Genomic DNA, 16711 nt, shown 5'->3' with positions numbered 1-16711 from the left:
ACTTATCACTCAGCTTTTACTAACTTAAACTTTTCATAACAGCATTTTTATTCACTGACTATATCTCGAAAGCCAAATCCTAGTTTTTTAGAGATATTATCTGCTGCCTTCTTTAAACTATCGACTATATTTTTTATATCTTCCTGAGTGATATGGCTCGCTGTAGTAGAACTACTAATTGCAGCCACAACTTGGCCATTATGATCTTTAATTGGTAAAGCTACACAATAGACACCTGGTTCATTTTCTTCATTGTCAATTGCAAAACCCTGCTTCCTCACATTTTCCAGTTCTTTCAGTAAGGATTTCTTATCAGTTAGTGTCTGGGTGGTTTGCTTAGTAAATTCATAACCTTTCATTATACTCTCCAATTCGTTGGCCTTTTTGAAAGCTATAAGTGCTTTTCCTACACCGCTACTGTGTAAAGGTACTCTTCTTCCAATTCTTGAATAGAAAATGGTAGCATTTGAGTTTTCGACCTTATCAATATAAATGCCCTCTTTACCATCGAGTATTACGAGGTGAACAGTTCTTCCAGTTTCCTTCGAGAGATTGACTAAATCTTCTTTAGCTACAGTCCGAAGATCTAGACTTTGAATGACATAGTTTCCTCGTTCAAATAATTTCATACCTAATGTATACTTTCCATTTTCCGAATTTTGCTCAATATAGTGGTGTTTCTGCAAGGTTTTTAAAAGAGAATGGACTGTGCTTTTATGTAGTTCCATACGTTCTGCAATTTCAATTAATTTTATTTCTTTATTATAGTCATCAAATAAGTCCAGAATATGCATAGCTCGATCAACTGATTGAATAATTGGCATATTTTACATCCTCTTTGTTTTGTTCTTAATTTTGATTTTTTATATTCTCAAACTTTTATGATACCAAAATATATTAATCAAAAATTTTTAGAGTACTATTTTAAAATTCACCCTTTCCTTTTAAATATTCCTCTATTACAAAAATTATTGTAATGCAAATTTCCTCTTTAATAATATTCCCATAAATTCATAGTTTTATATTATAAAACAGAGTTTTCAAATAAAGGCAAGTTCAGTATACAGTCGAGTGTATTAGTTGTCAAATTATTCTTAACAATAATACTTGACCTTTAAAAACTGTAAACGTTATTAAATTGCCTTGAGTATCTACTATTTACAAGGGAGTCGCTTTTCAGTTTACGTAGTAAGATAACTTTGTGATTTTCTAGAATAAAGTTTTGAATTCTCATACGTAAAAACCATCGCTATACTTAAGCAATGGTTTTAAAGTAACTCATTTATCTCCCCATCCAACCGCCGTCAACGACAAGGATATGGCCATTTACGTAATCGGCTGCTTTTGATGCCAGGAACACGGCAGTCCCAGCCAAGTCGTCGGCCTCTCCCCAACGAGCTGCCGGAATCCGGTCAAGGATTGCCTGATTGCGGTTTTCGTCCTGACGGATGGCTTCCGTATTATTTGTTTCGATATACCCTGGCGCGATTGCGTTCACTTGAACTCCTTTACCGGCCCATTCGTTTGCCAGCGCTTTTGTCAGTCCAGCTACGGCGTGTTTGCTCGCTGTATACGCAGGAACGAACAATCCTCCCTGGAAAGAAAGAAGCGAAGCAATGTTGATGATTTTCCCACTGCCTCTTTGGACCATTGTTTTGCCAATTTCCTGCGACAGGATGAATACGGAATTGATGTTCACGTCCATAACACGCAGCCATTCGCTTTCACTGAATTCCGTTGCCGGCTCTCTGTGGATGATGCCGGCATTATTCACCAGAATATCAATGTCGTATTTCTCCAGCACAGGAGCCAGCTTTTCCCGGATGGAAGCGACTTCGCTCAAATCCAGGATTATGGTTTCATACGTGCCGCCAATCCGGTTGATTTTTCCTTTTGTTTCATCGAAATCGTCCCGGTGACCAAGCAGCAGCAAATGCGCTCCGGCTGTTGCCAATCCTAATGAAATCGCCTGTCCGATGCCCGTTCTGGCACCCGTGACCAGTGCTGTTTTTCCTTTTAATGAAAACGAATCAAGTGAAAATGGCACTCTTTAGCCTCCTGAGTAATTATATTTTATCTTTTTATATTCCTTCTTTATTTGGCAGGGTAATCGATACCGGTCTGAATCTTCCTATGTCATTTTCTAAACTTTCATGATTTGGATTTCCAGCGACAATTTGAAAAGGACTTATTTTTTTGCTATCAAAAGACTGCTCCTGAGAAGAGTCTTTCAAACTTAATTCAGTTTTTCAAACCAGTCTTCGACTTCTTTAGACAATGCGTTCCAATCATTATTTCCAATTAAATCTTTTTTTAGCAATGCGCTTCCAGCACCGATTGCCACAGCTCCAGCATCCAAATAAGCTTTCGCTGTTTCGCTGCTGATTCCTCCAGTAGTCATGATGCTTATATGATTAAGCGGCCCTTTTACATCCTTTATAAACCCTGGACCCACTGTTGATGCCGGAAATAACTTCACCATGGCTGCCCCCGCATTGTGGGCTCTCAACATTTCGCTTGGAGTAAAAACTCCCGGAATCACGGGAACTTGCTGTTCGACAGCATACTTGACTACTTCTTCATCCAGCGCCGGTGATACGATAAATTGAGCTCCAGCAGCAATCGCCCGTTTACAGTCATCTAAATTCAAGACCGTTCCCGCTCCCACGATGATTTTCTCTCCGTACGATTTTACTGATTCCCGAATGATTTCTTCTGCACCTTCGGATTCCATCGTTATTTCTACAGCCCGGATCCCACCGTCATATAACGCTTTTACAATTTCTGCACTCTTCTCCTGTGGCACTTTTCTTAATACCGGAATTATTAACGATGATTTTAAACGCTCTACTATCATTAGAAAACTCCTTCCGCCATTTTCACAGCTATAATTTTATCGTTCGATTGACTCTCTTTCTCCAAGAAAGACTTCTACATCTTCCAGATAAGGCAATCCTTCATTATCACCAGCCACCTGTACAACCATTGCACCTATGGCATTCGCCAGTTCAATCGATTTTTCATCAGACCAGCCACAGCTTACCCCATATAGGAATCCTGAATCGAATCCATCTCCTGCCCCAACGGTATCAACGACTTTATTAACCTTGAAGCCTTCAAAATGTACCCATTTGTCATCCTTCAATAGGTAACTGCCTTTATTCCCTTCTTTCAGCACCACTTTACTGAAATCAAAATCTTTCAGGCAACTTATCAACTCTTCGTCAGCATTAGTTTCAAAGAGTAATTCAAGTTCATCCCTTCCGACCAATAAGTAATCTACATAAGGAAGATAAGAGAGTATTGTTTTCCTAGCTTCCTCTTTTGTCCATAATTTCAGGCGGATGTTTGGATCAAAGGAAACTTTCACTCCATTTTCTTTTGCAATTTCAATCGCTCTTAAAATAACGACTCTATTTTTTTCATTGATTGCAGGAAACACTCCAGTGATATGAAGGATTTTCGCGGATTTAATATACTCTTCCGGCAAATTTTCAACAGTGAAAGTTTCAGTAGGCGAATTGTTCCGATAATAAAACGTGCGGCCATTGCCAGACTCTTGAACTTCCTTGAAATTAAGTGAAGTCGCGTAACCTTCCATGAGTTCTACTTCTGAAACATCCACGCCTTCTCCCCGCACAGTATTCAGTATATGGCGCCCAAACTCATCTTTACCCAAACGACTAATCCAACCTGTCTTTAGCCCGAGTCTTGCACATCCGATCATTACATTCAGTTCAGCCCCGCCAATTTTTCGGGTGAATTCATTTACAAATCGCATTGGTCCCTTGGAATTCGGATCAAACGTAATCATTCCATCTCCAATTGTAATAATATCCATGAATAAACTCCCTTTCTTATTTTCTTTTATTTCTCTTCAATTTAATTAGGTTTTCGCAAAGAATATATGTTATATTTAACAATATTGTTCCACTATACGGGTCACCGTTCCACTTCAACTTATTATAACCTTAACTTTTTCATTTTCAAATAAATATTTGTTTCGGTAAGGTTCTTAATTAAACTTTAATAATAAGGAGTTGCGCATATTGTCTTCTGTCCAATCTGTTGAAAGAGCGTTTACTTTACTGGAATCACTTTCTGAATCCCCTGATGGAATGCAGATTTCCAGGTTATCTGAAATAGCCGGTTTATCAAAAAGCACGGTTCATAGATTACTCGCTACTCTCATCAACTTAGGTTACGTCCAAAAAGATGCTGTCACAGAAAAATATAGGGTCAGCTATAAAATAGTTTCACTAGCTCAGAATCTACTGAACAATGTTAATATTATTCCGATTGCAAAGCCTTTTCTGGAAGAGCTTTCAAAAGAAGTAAACGAAACCATCCATCTTTGTATTGAAGATTCCGGGGATGTATTATATATCGATAAAATTGAAACCAAGCAAACTATCCGCATGTTTTCAAGAATCGGAAGCCGCGCGCCGTATTACTGTACGGGTGTAGGTAAAATTTTTCTTTCAGGAAAAACTGCCCATTCTTATGAAAGAGCAATTGAAAATACAGATTTCACTCCTAAAACGGAGAATACAATTACAAGCAAACTGCAATTGGATGAGGAAATCGAACGTGTGAAAAAGTATGGATACGCGCTGGATAATATTGAAAATGAAGATGGAATTCGCTGTATTGCGGCACCTATCAAAGATGCTAAAGGCAACATTATCGCAAGTTTCAGTATTTCAGGTCCCAGTTCACGGATTACAATGGAACTGATTGAATCCGAGTTAATTGAAAAAATAGCAAATACATCAAAAGAAATTTCAAAACAATTGGGATACTGAATTTAGCCCACTTCTTCTCCCTACAAAAAACCGAACCCCAAAGAAAATCTCCTCAGGGTTCGGTTATTTTATTCCTTTATTATTCAGCCGCCGTCAAATCTTCAATCGAATCAATATCCATATAAGATGGCACAACGAAACCGATTTTAGCGCCTTCGAGGTTTTCACCCAGGTTCACCATGTCATCTCCGTATGTTTCAAACTGTGCCGCGTGAGTTCCCGGCAGCCATGCAGCTACCATTGCGTCAGCCTGGCCTTCAGCCACGGCCGACCACATGACTGCGTTATCAAGCGGAGTCAATTTTACGTCAAAGCCTTGAGCTTCAAGGACTTGGCCGACTACAGTCGTGGATGCGACTTCTGTGTCCCACTCGACATAGACAAGTTCGATTTCTGAACCGTCGACAGCTTCGATGCCATCTGTCCATTCAGCCACGCGGTCGCTGTTTTCTTCAATCCATGTTGCCGCTGCATCTTCTACAGCTGTGCCGTTTGAAACTTCCAGCATGATGCTTTCGATGTCAGCCGTTTCCCAGTAGAAATTATCCAGGATTGCATAGGCTTCCGGGTTTTCTTCTTCAAGGCCTTCGCGGACCATTGTGTTGATCGTTTCAGCATCACCGAAGACCCCGTTTGGATCTTCAAGATATTTCAAATCGTATTTCTGGAATTTCCAGTGCGGGCTCCAGCCGGTTACGATGATCGGTTCTTCATTATCGATCGCTGAACCGAGTTCTGTTGCCATTGCGCCGCTTGAAGAAGTTACGACTTCCCATCCTTCCAGGCTTTCATAGTCTTCAGTAGCTTGTTCAGATGCCGCAACTACGCCTGCACCAGGCTCGATGCCTGTGATTTTGTAGTTCATTTCCTCACCGTAATTCACTTCTCCCGACTCGCCGGCTGTTCCTTCGTCCGTAGTTGCTTCGTCATCATTTCCGCATGCTGCGAGGAACATCATTGGTGCTGCCGCGGCAGCCAGACCTAATTTTCTCCATGTTGCTTTATTCATAAATCAATCAATCTCCTTTTTCTATAAAATGTATGGCACTTTTCCTCTCAGAAAAGATTCCAGCTCGTTCAGATGCTCGTTCTTTTTTTCTTCGAGAAGCTTTGTGTAAAGCGGTCGATGATGATTGCCAGGATGACAATGCTCAGGCCGGCAATAAATCCGCTGCCTACATCCGTGCGCTGCAGGGCCGAGAGCACTTCACGGCCAAGGCCAGGCGCACCGATCATCGATGCGATAACTACCATTGACAGTGCAAGCATGACTGTCTGGTTGATGCCGGCCATGATCGTATCTTTGGCCATCGGCAATTCCACTTTGAATAACTTTTGTGCGCCGGTGCTTCCGAACGCTTCCGCCGCTTCGACCAATTCTTCCGATACCTGCCGTATTCCCAGGTTCGTGAACCGGATTGTCGGCGGTGTCGCGAAGATCAATGAAGCGAATATGCCAGGCACCATGCCGATGCTGAAGAAGGCAACTGCCGGGATCAAGTAAACGAATGCAGGCATTGTCTGCATGAAATCGAGAACCGGCGTAATGAGATTCTCGGCTATTTTACTTTTCGCCATCAGGATACCGATTGGCACACCGATGATGACTGACAGCAGACTCGCGACAAGCACGAGAGAGAATGACAGCATTAATTGTTCCCAAAGGCCTTGATTCCAGACCAGCAATAATCCGGCGACCGAAAATGCGGCCAGGCCGAAGCGTTTGCCGCTGAGGAAGAATGCCAGTACGGCGACGATGACAATCACGATGGCAGGCGGAACATCCGCCAGCATATAAGCGAATTCTTCGAGCCCTTCACCGAATTCGTTTTTGATCGGGTCGAACAGGAATGAAAAAGTGTCGGAGATCCAGTCGGTGAACCTGGCCACCCACGGACCCAAAGGAATTTTTTCAACGTTCTCCATGAAGTTAAGCATGTGTCAGATTCACCTCGCCTTGTCCTGCAAGTGCCGCTATAACTGCACCGCGCACGATAATGCCGAGCAGTTTGCCATCTTCCACTACCGTAATCGGAACCGGCGAATCATGGCTGATCTCAAAAATTGCGTTCATCAATGTATCTTTTGTAACAGCCGGTGCGTCCATTTTCAGGATTCCCGTTAGGTCTGTCACACCGCTGCGCATGGCAATGACCGCATCGTCCGCTGTGACGTAGCCTTTCAGATTCCGGTTGCTGTCTGTTGCGTAAATAGTGGAAATGCCTTCTTTTTGCATCCGTTCCAGCGCAACCCGCGGACCGTGTTTGTCGATATTGACCGTTTCGGGGCGTTTCATGATGTTGTAGGCCGTCAAAACTTTCGAGCGGTCCACATCTTCCACGAATTTCTCGACGTAATCGTTTGCCGGGTTCATCAGGATTTCTTCCGGTGATCCGACCTGCACGATGGAACCGTCTTTCATCAGCGCGATCTTATCGCCGATGCGAAGTGCTTCGTCCAGATCATGCGTGATGAAGATGATCGTTTTCTTCATCGATTCCTGAAGGATCAGCAACTCATCCTGCATTTCCTTGCGGATCAGCGGATCGAGTGCTGAAAATGCTTCGTCCATCAGCAGGATTTCAGGATCATTGGCAAGCGCTCTCGCCAGACCGACACGCTGCTGCATGCCTCCTGATAATTGCGACGGATATTGGTCCACATAATTGCCGAGACCAACCATCTCAAGGGATTTACGCGCTTTTTGGCTGCGCTCTTCTTTCGTTATCCCTTGGATTTCAAGGCCATATTCAGCGTTCTCCAGTATCGAACGGAACGGGAAAAGTCCAAACTTCTGGAATACCATACTCATTTTTGTCCGGCGTACCCGCAGCAGATCTTTTTTATTCATTGCCGCCAGGTCTTCGTTGTCCACAAATACATGGCCTTCCGTCGGATCGATCAACCGGTTGAGCAAGCGCACCAAAGTCGATTTCCCGCTTCCGGATAATCCCATGATGACGAAAATCTCTCCTGCTTCGACTTCAAACGAAGCCCGGTTTACGCCTACTGTGCTGCCAGTCAATTTTAATATTTCTTCTTTCGTTTTGCCTTCACCAAGCAACTTCAAGGCCTGCTTAACATTTTTGCCGAATACTTTCGACAGGCCTTCCACTTTTATAACTGGCATATATCCAACACCTCTCTATACCACTTTTTTGCTACTTATGGTTTCAAGAGTTTTTTAAAGCTCTCAGAACTTCTTTCTGTTTTCAGGTTTTTTCAGCCCGGCAGAAATTGAGCATTTTTCTGGCGTGGATCTGACAAAAACCTATATAAATAAACTCTTTCCGTGCTATTGAACCTAAGCTGCATCTACCTAACCATACGCTAAATTACCCAGCCTTTCAAACCGTCCTGCTGAAATCCGGCTCTTTTCAAGGCTTTTTACCGTCTAAATTTCGATGCAGAAAATCACGTTTTTTTATTATGCGAGATGCTTTCATCCTCTCTATGACGGTAGCTCAAAGAATTACCTGAAAAATACGAATACTTTTCATTAACCGCAGTAAAAACTTTTTTTAAAAAACTTTTTTAATCATTCGTTTTCCTAAGGATTTCGTTTCTGGGATCCCCTTTTGCAGGTCAAAATCCGGTTGTTTTTCTGCATAAAAAAACACCGATTCATCCGAAAAATTTCGGTGAATCGATGCTCTCTGCCTTTTAAGTTTCCTTCTTATACAAATGCGGCACCCGGCTCGTAAAAATAGGAACATCTTTCCTTACTGTTAGGACCTTCTCCAAATCGAGCGAAACTGAAATCGTTTCTTCGTCCTCGTCACTCGCTTCAAATAATACTTCCCCCCATGGATCGATGGCCATTGAAGCTCCCGCAAAAGCGACTCCGTCATATTCACCTACTCTGTTTGCGGAGACCACATACATCTGGTTTTCGATGGCCCGCGCTGTCTGAAGTATTTTCCAATGATTGGCGCGTGCTTCCGGCCATTCGGCGACGATGTGCAAAACCTGCGCCCCGTCCAGTGCCAGACTCCGGATGATCTCCGGGAATCTAAGATCATAACAGATGATCAACCCCATTTTGATGCCTTCGAGCTCAAAGACTTCCGGTACCGCCGCTCCGCCTGTCAGGAAATCATGTTCATTCAGCATCGGCACCAGATGGAGTTTATCGTATTCGTAAACCAGATCTCCATTCCGTGAATAGACGAAAGAGGAATTATAGAATTTGCCGTCTTTTTGATTGGCGACAGAACCCCCGATGATATTGACTTGAAAAGTCATCGCCAGTTCCTTCAGAAAACTTTTCGTCTTGGCCCCGCCCTGGTCGGCAACTTTATCCAGTGCATGGAGCGTATAGGCAGTGGTCCACATTTCAGGCAGCACAACAATATCCGGCTTGTTCTCCCGCATCTCCGCTTCCAGCCACTGAGAGACTTTCAGCCGGTTGGCATCAGGCTTTCCAGCTATGATATCCATTTGAAAAATCGAATATTTCATGTGAACCTCTCCCATCAAAAGTTTTAGCCCTTATTTTTAATAAACCTTCAAATCCCTCACCCGATTCACCAGCGTCTCAAATCCCTCAATACGGCATTCGACCACATCGCCGTCCCGGATGACGACCGCGCCCGGTGTGCCCGTTGAAATGATGTCCCCCGGCAGCAGCGTCATAACTTTGGAATGGAATGAAATCAGGTGCTGCGGCTGGAACGTCATATTCGAGACAAGATTGTCGCGGTGGATTTCACCGTTGATGACGGTCGCCACTTTCAGGCCGAGCACATCTTCCACTTCGTCCGCTGTAACCAATTGCGGGCCAAAGCTGAAGAAGGTGTCAAAGCTTTTGGCGCGCGTCAGGTAGCGCGGATTTTTCTGCAGAATGTCTTCCGCCGTCATATCGATGATGGTCGTGTAGCCGGCAATGACACTGAGCGCATCTTCTTCTTCGACGTCTTTGCAGACTTTGCCGATGACGATGCCGAGCTCCGATTCCGCCGTTGTGCGCTCGGACTGCAGCGGCACCTTGATGGTATCACCCGGACCGATGATGGTCGTATCGGGTTTCATGAAGCTTGCCGGCTCCGTGTTCGGCGAGACTTCACTCAGATCTGCCGCGTGCTCGACGTAGTTCAATCCGATACCCCAAACTTTTCGGGGATGGCGGTAAAGAGGACCGAATTCCACATTTTCAACAGCCAGTTTGGTCAACTCATCCATATCCTGTCCGTCAAACCACTCTTTAAACGGTTCCAATTGCTCAAGCGGAAGCAAATCAAAAAGCGCTGTCGGCCATTGCTGATTGAATTCTTTATTGATCGCCTCCATCGGTACTGCGCCAGCAGCCGTAATGACCGCCGCTGTTTCCTCACTCTGGATTTTGATTGTTGCCAGACGCATATGTATCAACCCTTCCGTTACGTTATGTTATCAAATAAAACCGCCACCCCTTTACCGGGGCAGCGATTCTCATCCTTTTTACTGTGCCGTGTAGCCGCCGTCGACGAGGATGGTCGCACCCGTCATGAAGTCATTTTCGCTGAGGAAAATGATGGCGTGTGCGATTTCATCCGGTTGGCCGAGGCGGCCGATCGGATGCTTGCTGACGAGCTGATCGTAGAATTCAGGTCCGAGTGCGTCGCGGTTGACCATGCCGGATTCGACATATCCCGGAGCCACCGCATTTACGCGGATATTCTTATCGGCATATTGGAGAGCCAGTGATTTCGTCATCAGATTTACGGCACCTTTGGACGCATTATACGCAAAGGCACCGGCTTCACCGACACTGCCGAGAATGGATGCGGTATTGACGATAACCCCTCCGCCGTTGTTCATCATATGGCGGATGGCGTGTTTTGCTCCGAAGAATACACTGTCCTGATTGACTGCGATGACTTTATGATAATCTTCGTAGCTCAGTTCGTGTGTTTCGCTCAGCGCCCCGACGCCGGCATTGCTGACGAGGATGTCGATGGTGCCGAACGTATCGACAGCAAAGTTGATCATGCCCTCGACGGCCTCTTCACTTGAAACGTCCACTTGGAAGAACTCCACTTCCCCGCCACTTTTCAGCTCTTGTGCTGCCTGCTTTCCGCCTTCTTCGTTGAAATCGGCGATGACCACTTTCGCGCCTTTTGCTAAATACATTTTTGCTGTGGCAAGCCCGATTCCTGAAGCGCCGCCTGTCACCACTGCCACTTTTCCTGCTAAATCCATTTGTGTATCCTCCTTTTTGATAAGGTTGCACTTCTTATGTTATCGGAATTTTAAGTCAATTAAAACTAAAAGCAACTTCATTAATATTACTATTTGCTGAAATACTGAAAAAAGCTGCCTTTTATCAGCAGCTTCTCGCGACTTCTATTTTATTTGCATGGGCCGGTTTCAAGATGCGCCTGTAAAATTTAATCCTGCTGCTGCATCGCGAAGCCCATTTTTTCAATGGCGATTTTCAATGTCGCCTCTTTCTTTTCAGCCTTCAGCGAATGCGCGAAATGCGGGACGTTCAAGGCAATTGAAGGCGTAATGCCTGTAATGATCGGTGTGATCCCCATTATTTTCAGCGTCTGGATCATATCCAGCAGCGGCTGCTCGATTTTCGGATCGATCTGCGTGATGCCGGAGAAATCGATGATCAGCGTATCCAGGGCATCATCCGCTTTGTGCACCACATCATCCACCATCTGTTTCGCCCGTTTAAAGGTAATGTGTCCGATAATCGGCAGGATGGAAATGGTGTTCGTCAGCGGAACCAGCGGCGATGACAGTTTCTGAATCTCTTTTTTCGCCGTTTCCAGTTCCAGGATATACGTCAGCAAAGACGACATCATGCTGAACATTTCCTGGTGTTCCGGGGTGAAGGTAAATGGATGCTTATCCAAACCGCAGATCGTGCCATAAACTTTCCCGTCGTCGTAATAGATCGGAATCCCCATGAATGAGCCGTTGTCGAATTGGGACGTAATTTCAAGGCCGGCCGCATTTTCATCTTTGGAGATATCGGCAATTTCGAGCACTTCCTCGCCGTGGCGGATCGCCAGGCCACAGAAAGTCTGTTCCAAAGGCGCTTCGGAACCCTCTGTTACAAGCTCCTCAGTCCTATTGAAAGCCTTCGTAATTGTATTGGTCACCCCATCATTTTCTGCGATGAATAAGGTGTTGATCTTCATTTGGCCACTGAGCATTTTAAGGACCTGATTGGCGGCCTCATTAAAGTTCTTAAATTGGCGTGATCCGCCAGTTTTCGCATGTTCCATCGTCTCTCTTCTCCCCTTTAGGAGTGCAATTGATACTTAATAGGCTGCACATTTTCTCTTCTCTTTTTCAGGCAATTCCATTACTAATACCCCTTTTATCACCGCTCTAATCCTTTTGCCTCCTGTTTCCTGGCATGGTCCACAGAACTTTGGACAATAAACCTTTCATGATGGCATATTTTTGATAAATCATTTAAAATTTATTTATCAATAAACCTTGCCGCTTTAATAAATCGAAGAAATTTGGTCGAGTGTGTCAGACAATAGGGATGGAACAACGCCGAAAAGAGGGGAACCTTTTTTCGGCGTTTCCTCTTTTATTCCTTGAATTTTTGAAGCTTACAAAAAAAGTTTCAAATGCGGGCAAAGCGGCAATTACCGTGACCATCTGAAAAGGCCCGTCATGGCAGAAAAAGCCTCCGCCGCCGATCACGTCATCATCACCACAAATAATCTGGGGAAAGAATCCGTCTCAACCATCCTTTCCGGCTTCGAGAAAGGCATGCAGCATGACAACTACACGTTGATCGGCGATCTCAGAGAGGCGGTCCGCACAGCTGTGGCGCAGGCTGGGAAAGATGATATTGTCCTGCTGACGGATAAAGGGCATGAGACTTCCCAGCTGGTCGGCGATGACCGCATTCCCTACAGCGACAAAGATACCGTACTGGAACAGCTTTTCGGCATCCATTCGAAGTCATCCTGAGTGCTGAATTTGCCTGCGGTTTTGGATTAGGGACAAAGAAGACCCGCTGGTTGGCCGCGTTTCAAAAAAGGTCCTGCGGGAGGAGTTCCTGCCTGTGCTGAAGGAATACGCAGACAATATCAGCGCCGCTCTGGCTTCTGTCAATGCTTCAACCCAATAAAAAAGAGAACAGTCCCATCGACTGTTCTCTTTTTTCGTTTCCAGCAACTTATCAGATATTCTTCAAGGCCGCTGCCACTTCAATTTCCCCGGACATCAAATCGATTGTTTTATTGTACGTACTTTCTTCACTCAGCGCCGCAACGGCCGCTCTGGCGACATCCACACGGGGGATGGAGGTTGCGGCAATGCCGTCGCCGACAGCGATTTTGCCCGTACCGGGATCATTCACCAATAATCCCGGACCGAGAATCGTGTAGGTCAACTTGCTTGCTTCGAGCATCCGGTCTGCATAATATTTTGCAGCCATATAGGGTTTGATCGGGCTGTCTTTCCATGATTCGCGGTCATAGGCTTTATATGCGCTCACCATCACATAACGGCCAACGCCTGCTTGTTCCGCTGCTTCCATCGATTTTACAGCGCCGTCCAAATCGATCAATAATGTTTTATCATGACCTGTTTTTCCACCGGACCCTGCGGTAAAGATGACCGCATCATGTCCTTCCACCGCTTTGGCGAGATCTTCCACACTGCCTTCCAGATCCGCAACCACCGCATTGATGCCAGACTGCTTCAGTTCTGCCGCCTATTCGCTGCTGCGGACCATTGCCGTCAATTCATGCTTCTCATTTTCATTCAGTAATTTCACCATATGTTTTCCCGCTTGTCCGTTCGAGCCGATTAAGAATACTTTCATGTCCTGATTGCTCCTTTCATCGTTTACTTCTACACCTTAACAAAGCGGCCGCCTCTCTATCAAAGATGCTGCTCCAGTCCAACTCACCCAAAAACCCTCCGGCAGCAGCGGAGGGTTTCGAAAATTTCTATATCCTTTTAAGCGGGACATCCTTATTTATTGCGCAGCGGCTGCAGTGCATTCGTCCAGGCATTGACCTGATCGAGCATGGTCGTGACCGAACCTTCATGGACTTCCGCCGGCTTGAACTCGCTCATGTTTTCGAAATCCGTAAACAGCGACATCGCGGGATGCGAGCGGACGGTGGCCACCTGCAGTTCGGCCATGATGATGCGGAGAGCTTCCGCCGCACGCACACCGCCGGATGAACCGTAGCTGACGATGCCTGCCGCTTTATTGTTCCACTCCACGTACAAATAATCGATGGCGTTTTTGAGTGCAGAGGTCACGCCATGGTTGTATTCCGGACAGATAAAAACGTAGCCGTCGAGTTCTGCAATTTTCCGGGACCACGGCATGGCTTCAGGTGTCTGGTAATCCTGGCTGTAGGCCGCAGAAATCGGTTCCGCGTACATCGGCAGATCGAATTCCTTCAGATCCACAATTTCGTATTCCGCGTCACCGCGCTTGTCTGCAATGCTTTTCACCCACTGCGCAACCTGCAGACTGTTGCGTCCAGGGCGCGTACTTCCTGTGATAATACCGATCTTCGTCATGAATATGATGCCTCCTCCATTGTAATTTCAATCTTAGGGCGTTCACATCGTGATGCCCTTTCATCATATAAAAAAAGGATTGGGAATACAAATATAAAGACTGAATATTCCGGTTAAGTCGAACAAGTAAATAATAAAAATCGATAATCTGCAAAACAGCTTCGCTTCCTGGGGGCTCGCACTGAGCTCGAAACGGAGTTGGAAAACCAACTCCGTTTCTGATCCCCTGGGAGTCTTCCCTGTTTTGCTCCATATCTCAAAGACTATTCTCTAGAAGGTTCTTTTAAATTTCCGGGTTACTCTCATATTCCCTGCGGGTTGTTGGGTGGAACTAAGCGAAGGCGCGCCTCAGGATTGGATGGAGCAATAAGACGGGTGTTCTTCCCGGCTTATTGAGGGAATCAAGGTACGCCAAGGTGGCGTCATCTTTGCGACGAGCGCAGCGGCGGAGCACAATCTTTGCACTGTCCAAAGCGCCAAAGCGGTTTATAAGTTTTTATTTTTTGTTCGACTTATTATAGTTTAGACAGGATTTTCAGCTGATAGCAGCCATTTTATTTCTTTACAAAAAAAACGTCCGCGATTGTGCCCAGGCACGTTGCGGACGTTCTTATGATATCAAGCAGTAGGAACCGCCGGCATTTCAATGCCTAAAAACTCGTTCCGTCTCTTTTCATGCTTATCGAGCATGATCTGTTCATGCGGAATGCCCTGTTCGAGCAGGATTGAAATATTCTGTGCGAGGAACTCGTCACTGCCGACAACATAGAAAAGCCCTTCTTTGTCTGAAGCCAGTTTTTCCACTTCTCCGTAATAGTCTTTGCGGTTATCGACAAACTGCGAAGTGAACTTCTTATCGGATGCCGTTTCAAAAATGGATGTGAAAAGGAATTCTTTGGTCGAATCGACATTCAGGGAATGGATGCCTTCAACATTGTCTGCGCGTTCGAAGTAATCGAGCACGAGCGGACGGAAAGTTGCCAGTCCGACTCCGGAAGACAGCAGGTAAACTTTTCTGCCTTCCCGTTTCAGCGGCACATTGGAATGTGTCTTGAAAATCGCGACTTCTCCGCCGACACCTAGTTCTCTCAGAATCGTCTTGAATTCCGAGCACTGCTCTTTGATGCGCGTCGTGATGCCGATTGAATTTTCATTCGGCAGCGTTGAAATCGACATATGGCGGATCAGGCTGCGGTTCGGCTTTTCGCCTTCATTGAATCCTCTGAGCGCCAGGTGCAGATGCGCCCCTTCCTCCCATACGAAACCTTCCGGGCAATCGAGCAGGAACGTCTTCACTTCAGCCGTTTCTTCAATGATCTTATTTATCTTCGTCCAGTATATCTGCATCCCATTTCCTCCTTCACACTTCCGTGCGTATTACCTCCACTATACAATAAATGATAATTATTCTCAATTAAATAAGAAATTTTTTTCTCTTTTCCAAATTTCAGTTAAAAAACGCCCACAGATGCGTTAAGCATGTTGTGGACGTCCACCTTCATTTCTTGATGACGTCATGTCCCCCGAATTCATTGCGGAGCGCCGCTACGACTTTGCCCGTAAAGGTATCGTCTTCGAGCGAACGGTAGCGCATCATTTGCGACAAGGCAATGACCGGGGCCGGCACCTGAAGATCGAGTGCCGTTTCCACTGTCCACTTGCCTTCGCCAGATGACTGCATGATCCCGCGGATCTCTTCCAGTTTCGGGTCTTTCGAAAAGGCGTTTTCAGCCAGTTCCATCAGCCAGGAACGGATGACCGAACCGTTATTCCAGACTTTCGCCACGCCTTCAAGGTTGTAGTCATACTCGCTCTTCTCCAGAATCTCGAAGCCTTCCGCCATCGCCTGCATCATGCCATATTCGATGCCGTTATGGATCATCTTCAGGAAATGGCCGCTGCCAAGTTCGCCTGTATGGAAATAACCGTTTTCGACAGAAATGTCTTTGATCATCGGTTCGACGATTTGAAATGCTTGCACATCGCCGCCAATCATCATACAGATCCCGTTCCGTGCACCGGCTATCCCCCCGCTCGTGCCGCAATCCATGAAATGGATGCCTTTTTCCTTCAGTTGGCCGCCAAGTCTCACCGATTCCCTGAAGTTGGAATTGCCGCAGTCCATAAGGATATCGTCTTCAGCAAGAAGCGGTTTTAATGCCCTGATGACCGCTTCCGTCACTTCCCCGTGCGGCACCAGCATCATCAAAATACGCGGCTTTTCAAGCTTTTCCACGAGTTCTTCCAGCGTATAGGCCGCAATGGCACCGGCTGCCGCGATGTGATCGACCTGTTCACTGTTGGCATCGTACGCCACCACTTCATGCCCGTTTTCCATCATATTCAATGCCAGATTGGCGCCCATCCTGCCGATTCCGATCAGTCCTGCTTTCATCCGAGCCACC

Annotated in this window: 16 protein-coding genes and 1 pseudogene; 2 read left to right on the top strand and 15 right to left on the bottom strand. The window is 45.7% G+C overall.

The window, feature by feature from the left end; genetic code table 11:
* Positions 1–47 precede the first annotated feature (47 nt).
* From IQ294_RS08785 to IQ294_RS08770, 4 genes are all read right to left on the bottom strand, one after another.
* Positions 48–824, bottom strand: a complete 777-nt coding sequence (locus tag IQ294_RS08785; protein ID WP_203333658.1) for an IclR family transcriptional regulator — start codon at positions 822–824, stop codon at positions 48–50.
* A gap of 458 nt (positions 825–1282) precedes the next feature.
* Positions 1283–2047 (bottom strand): 2-dehydro-3-deoxy-D-gluconate 5-dehydrogenase KduD, encoded by a 765-nt coding sequence (gene kduD / locus IQ294_RS08780; protein ID WP_203333657.1) that lies wholly within the window; start codon positions 2045–2047, stop codon positions 1283–1285.
* A 189-nt stretch (positions 2048–2236) separates the two neighbouring features.
* Entirely contained in the window at positions 2237–2857 is a 621-nt protein-coding gene (locus tag IQ294_RS08775; RefSeq protein ID WP_203333656.1) for a bifunctional 4-hydroxy-2-oxoglutarate aldolase/2-dehydro-3-deoxy-phosphogluconate aldolase, read from the bottom strand.
* A gap of 36 nt (positions 2858–2893) precedes the next feature.
* Positions 2894–3841 (bottom strand): sugar kinase, encoded by a 948-nt coding sequence (locus IQ294_RS08770; RefSeq protein ID WP_203333655.1) that lies wholly within the window; start codon positions 3839–3841, stop codon positions 2894–2896.
* A 208-nt stretch (positions 3842–4049) separates the two neighbouring features.
* Here IQ294_RS08770 and IQ294_RS08765 point away from each other — a divergent pair, with 208 nt between their 5' ends.
* Complete coding sequence (locus IQ294_RS08765) at positions 4050–4805, top strand: IclR family transcriptional regulator (protein WP_203333654.1); 756 nt, start codon at positions 4050–4052, stop codon at positions 4803–4805.
* Between the two features lie 79 nt (positions 4806–4884).
* Here the strand turns inward: IQ294_RS08765 and IQ294_RS08760 are convergent, their stop codons facing one another.
* From IQ294_RS08760 to IQ294_RS08730, 7 genes are all read right to left on the bottom strand, one after another.
* Positions 4885–5814, bottom strand: a complete 930-nt coding sequence (locus IQ294_RS08760) for a glycine betaine ABC transporter substrate-binding protein (protein ID WP_203333653.1) — start codon at positions 5812–5814, stop codon at positions 4885–4887.
* A 68-nt stretch (positions 5815–5882) separates the two neighbouring features.
* Entirely contained in the window at positions 5883–6743 is an 861-nt protein-coding gene (locus tag IQ294_RS08755) for an ABC transporter permease (protein WP_284699726.1), read from the bottom strand.
* Positions 6736–7935, bottom strand: coding sequence for a quaternary amine ABC transporter ATP-binding protein (locus tag IQ294_RS08750; RefSeq protein ID WP_203333652.1), 1200 nt, complete (start codon positions 7933–7935; stop codon positions 6736–6738). The genes IQ294_RS08755 and IQ294_RS08750 overlap by 8 nt, the downstream gene beginning before the upstream one ends.
* Positions 7936–8468: 533 nt before the next feature.
* Complete coding sequence (locus tag IQ294_RS08745) at positions 8469–9266, bottom strand: carbon-nitrogen family hydrolase (protein ID WP_203333651.1); 798 nt, start codon at positions 9264–9266, stop codon at positions 8469–8471.
* Positions 9267–9302: 36 nt separating this feature from the next.
* Positions 9303–10166, bottom strand: coding sequence for a fumarylacetoacetate hydrolase family protein (locus tag IQ294_RS08740; protein WP_203333650.1), 864 nt, complete (start codon positions 10164–10166; stop codon positions 9303–9305).
* A 78-nt stretch (positions 10167–10244) separates the two neighbouring features.
* Entirely contained in the window at positions 10245–10985 is a 741-nt protein-coding gene (locus IQ294_RS08735) for an SDR family NAD(P)-dependent oxidoreductase (protein ID WP_203333649.1), read from the bottom strand.
* Between the two features lie 188 nt (positions 10986–11173).
* The gene (locus tag IQ294_RS08730) at positions 11174–12025 is read right to left on the bottom strand and encodes a GAF domain-containing protein (RefSeq protein ID WP_203333648.1); all 852 of its coding nucleotides are present in this window, start codon (positions 12023–12025) and stop codon (positions 11174–11176) included.
* 403 nt (positions 12026–12428) lie between these two features.
* Here IQ294_RS08730 and IQ294_RS08725 point away from each other — a divergent pair, with 403 nt between their 5' ends.
* Entirely contained in the window at positions 12429–12731 is a 303-nt protein-coding gene (locus tag IQ294_RS08725) for a glutamate ligase domain-containing protein (protein ID WP_203333647.1), read from the top strand.
* 211 nt (positions 12732–12942) lie between these two features.
* Here the strand turns inward: IQ294_RS08725 and IQ294_RS08720 are convergent.
* From IQ294_RS08720 to gnd, 4 genes and pseudogenes are all read right to left on the bottom strand, one after another.
* Positions 12943–13590 (bottom strand): annotated as a pseudogene (locus IQ294_RS08720) (SDR family oxidoreductase).
* Between the two features lie 152 nt (positions 13591–13742).
* The gene (locus IQ294_RS08715) at positions 13743–14306 is read right to left on the bottom strand and encodes an NADPH-dependent FMN reductase (RefSeq protein WP_203333646.1); all 564 of its coding nucleotides are present in this window, start codon (positions 14304–14306) and stop codon (positions 13743–13745) included.
* A gap of 618 nt (positions 14307–14924) precedes the next feature.
* The gene (locus tag IQ294_RS08710) at positions 14925–15653 is read right to left on the bottom strand and encodes a ferredoxin reductase domain-containing protein (RefSeq protein WP_203333645.1); all 729 of its coding nucleotides are present in this window, start codon (positions 15651–15653) and stop codon (positions 14925–14927) included.
* A gap of 151 nt (positions 15654–15804) precedes the next feature.
* Positions 15805–16701 carry a phosphogluconate dehydrogenase (NAD(+)-dependent, decarboxylating) gene (gnd, locus tag IQ294_RS08705; protein ID WP_203333644.1) on the bottom strand — a complete coding sequence of 299 codons (897 nt, stop codon included), beginning with the start codon at positions 16699–16701 and terminating at the stop codon, positions 15805–15807.
* Between the last annotated feature and the right edge of the window lie 10 nt (positions 16702–16711).

It is taken from the genome of Planococcus beigongshangi (assembly GCF_016820495.1).
Lineage (GTDB): Bacteria > Bacillota > Bacilli > Bacillales_A > Planococcaceae > Planococcus > Planococcus beigongshangi.
This window is presented reverse-complemented; position numbering and strand designations above follow the sequence as displayed.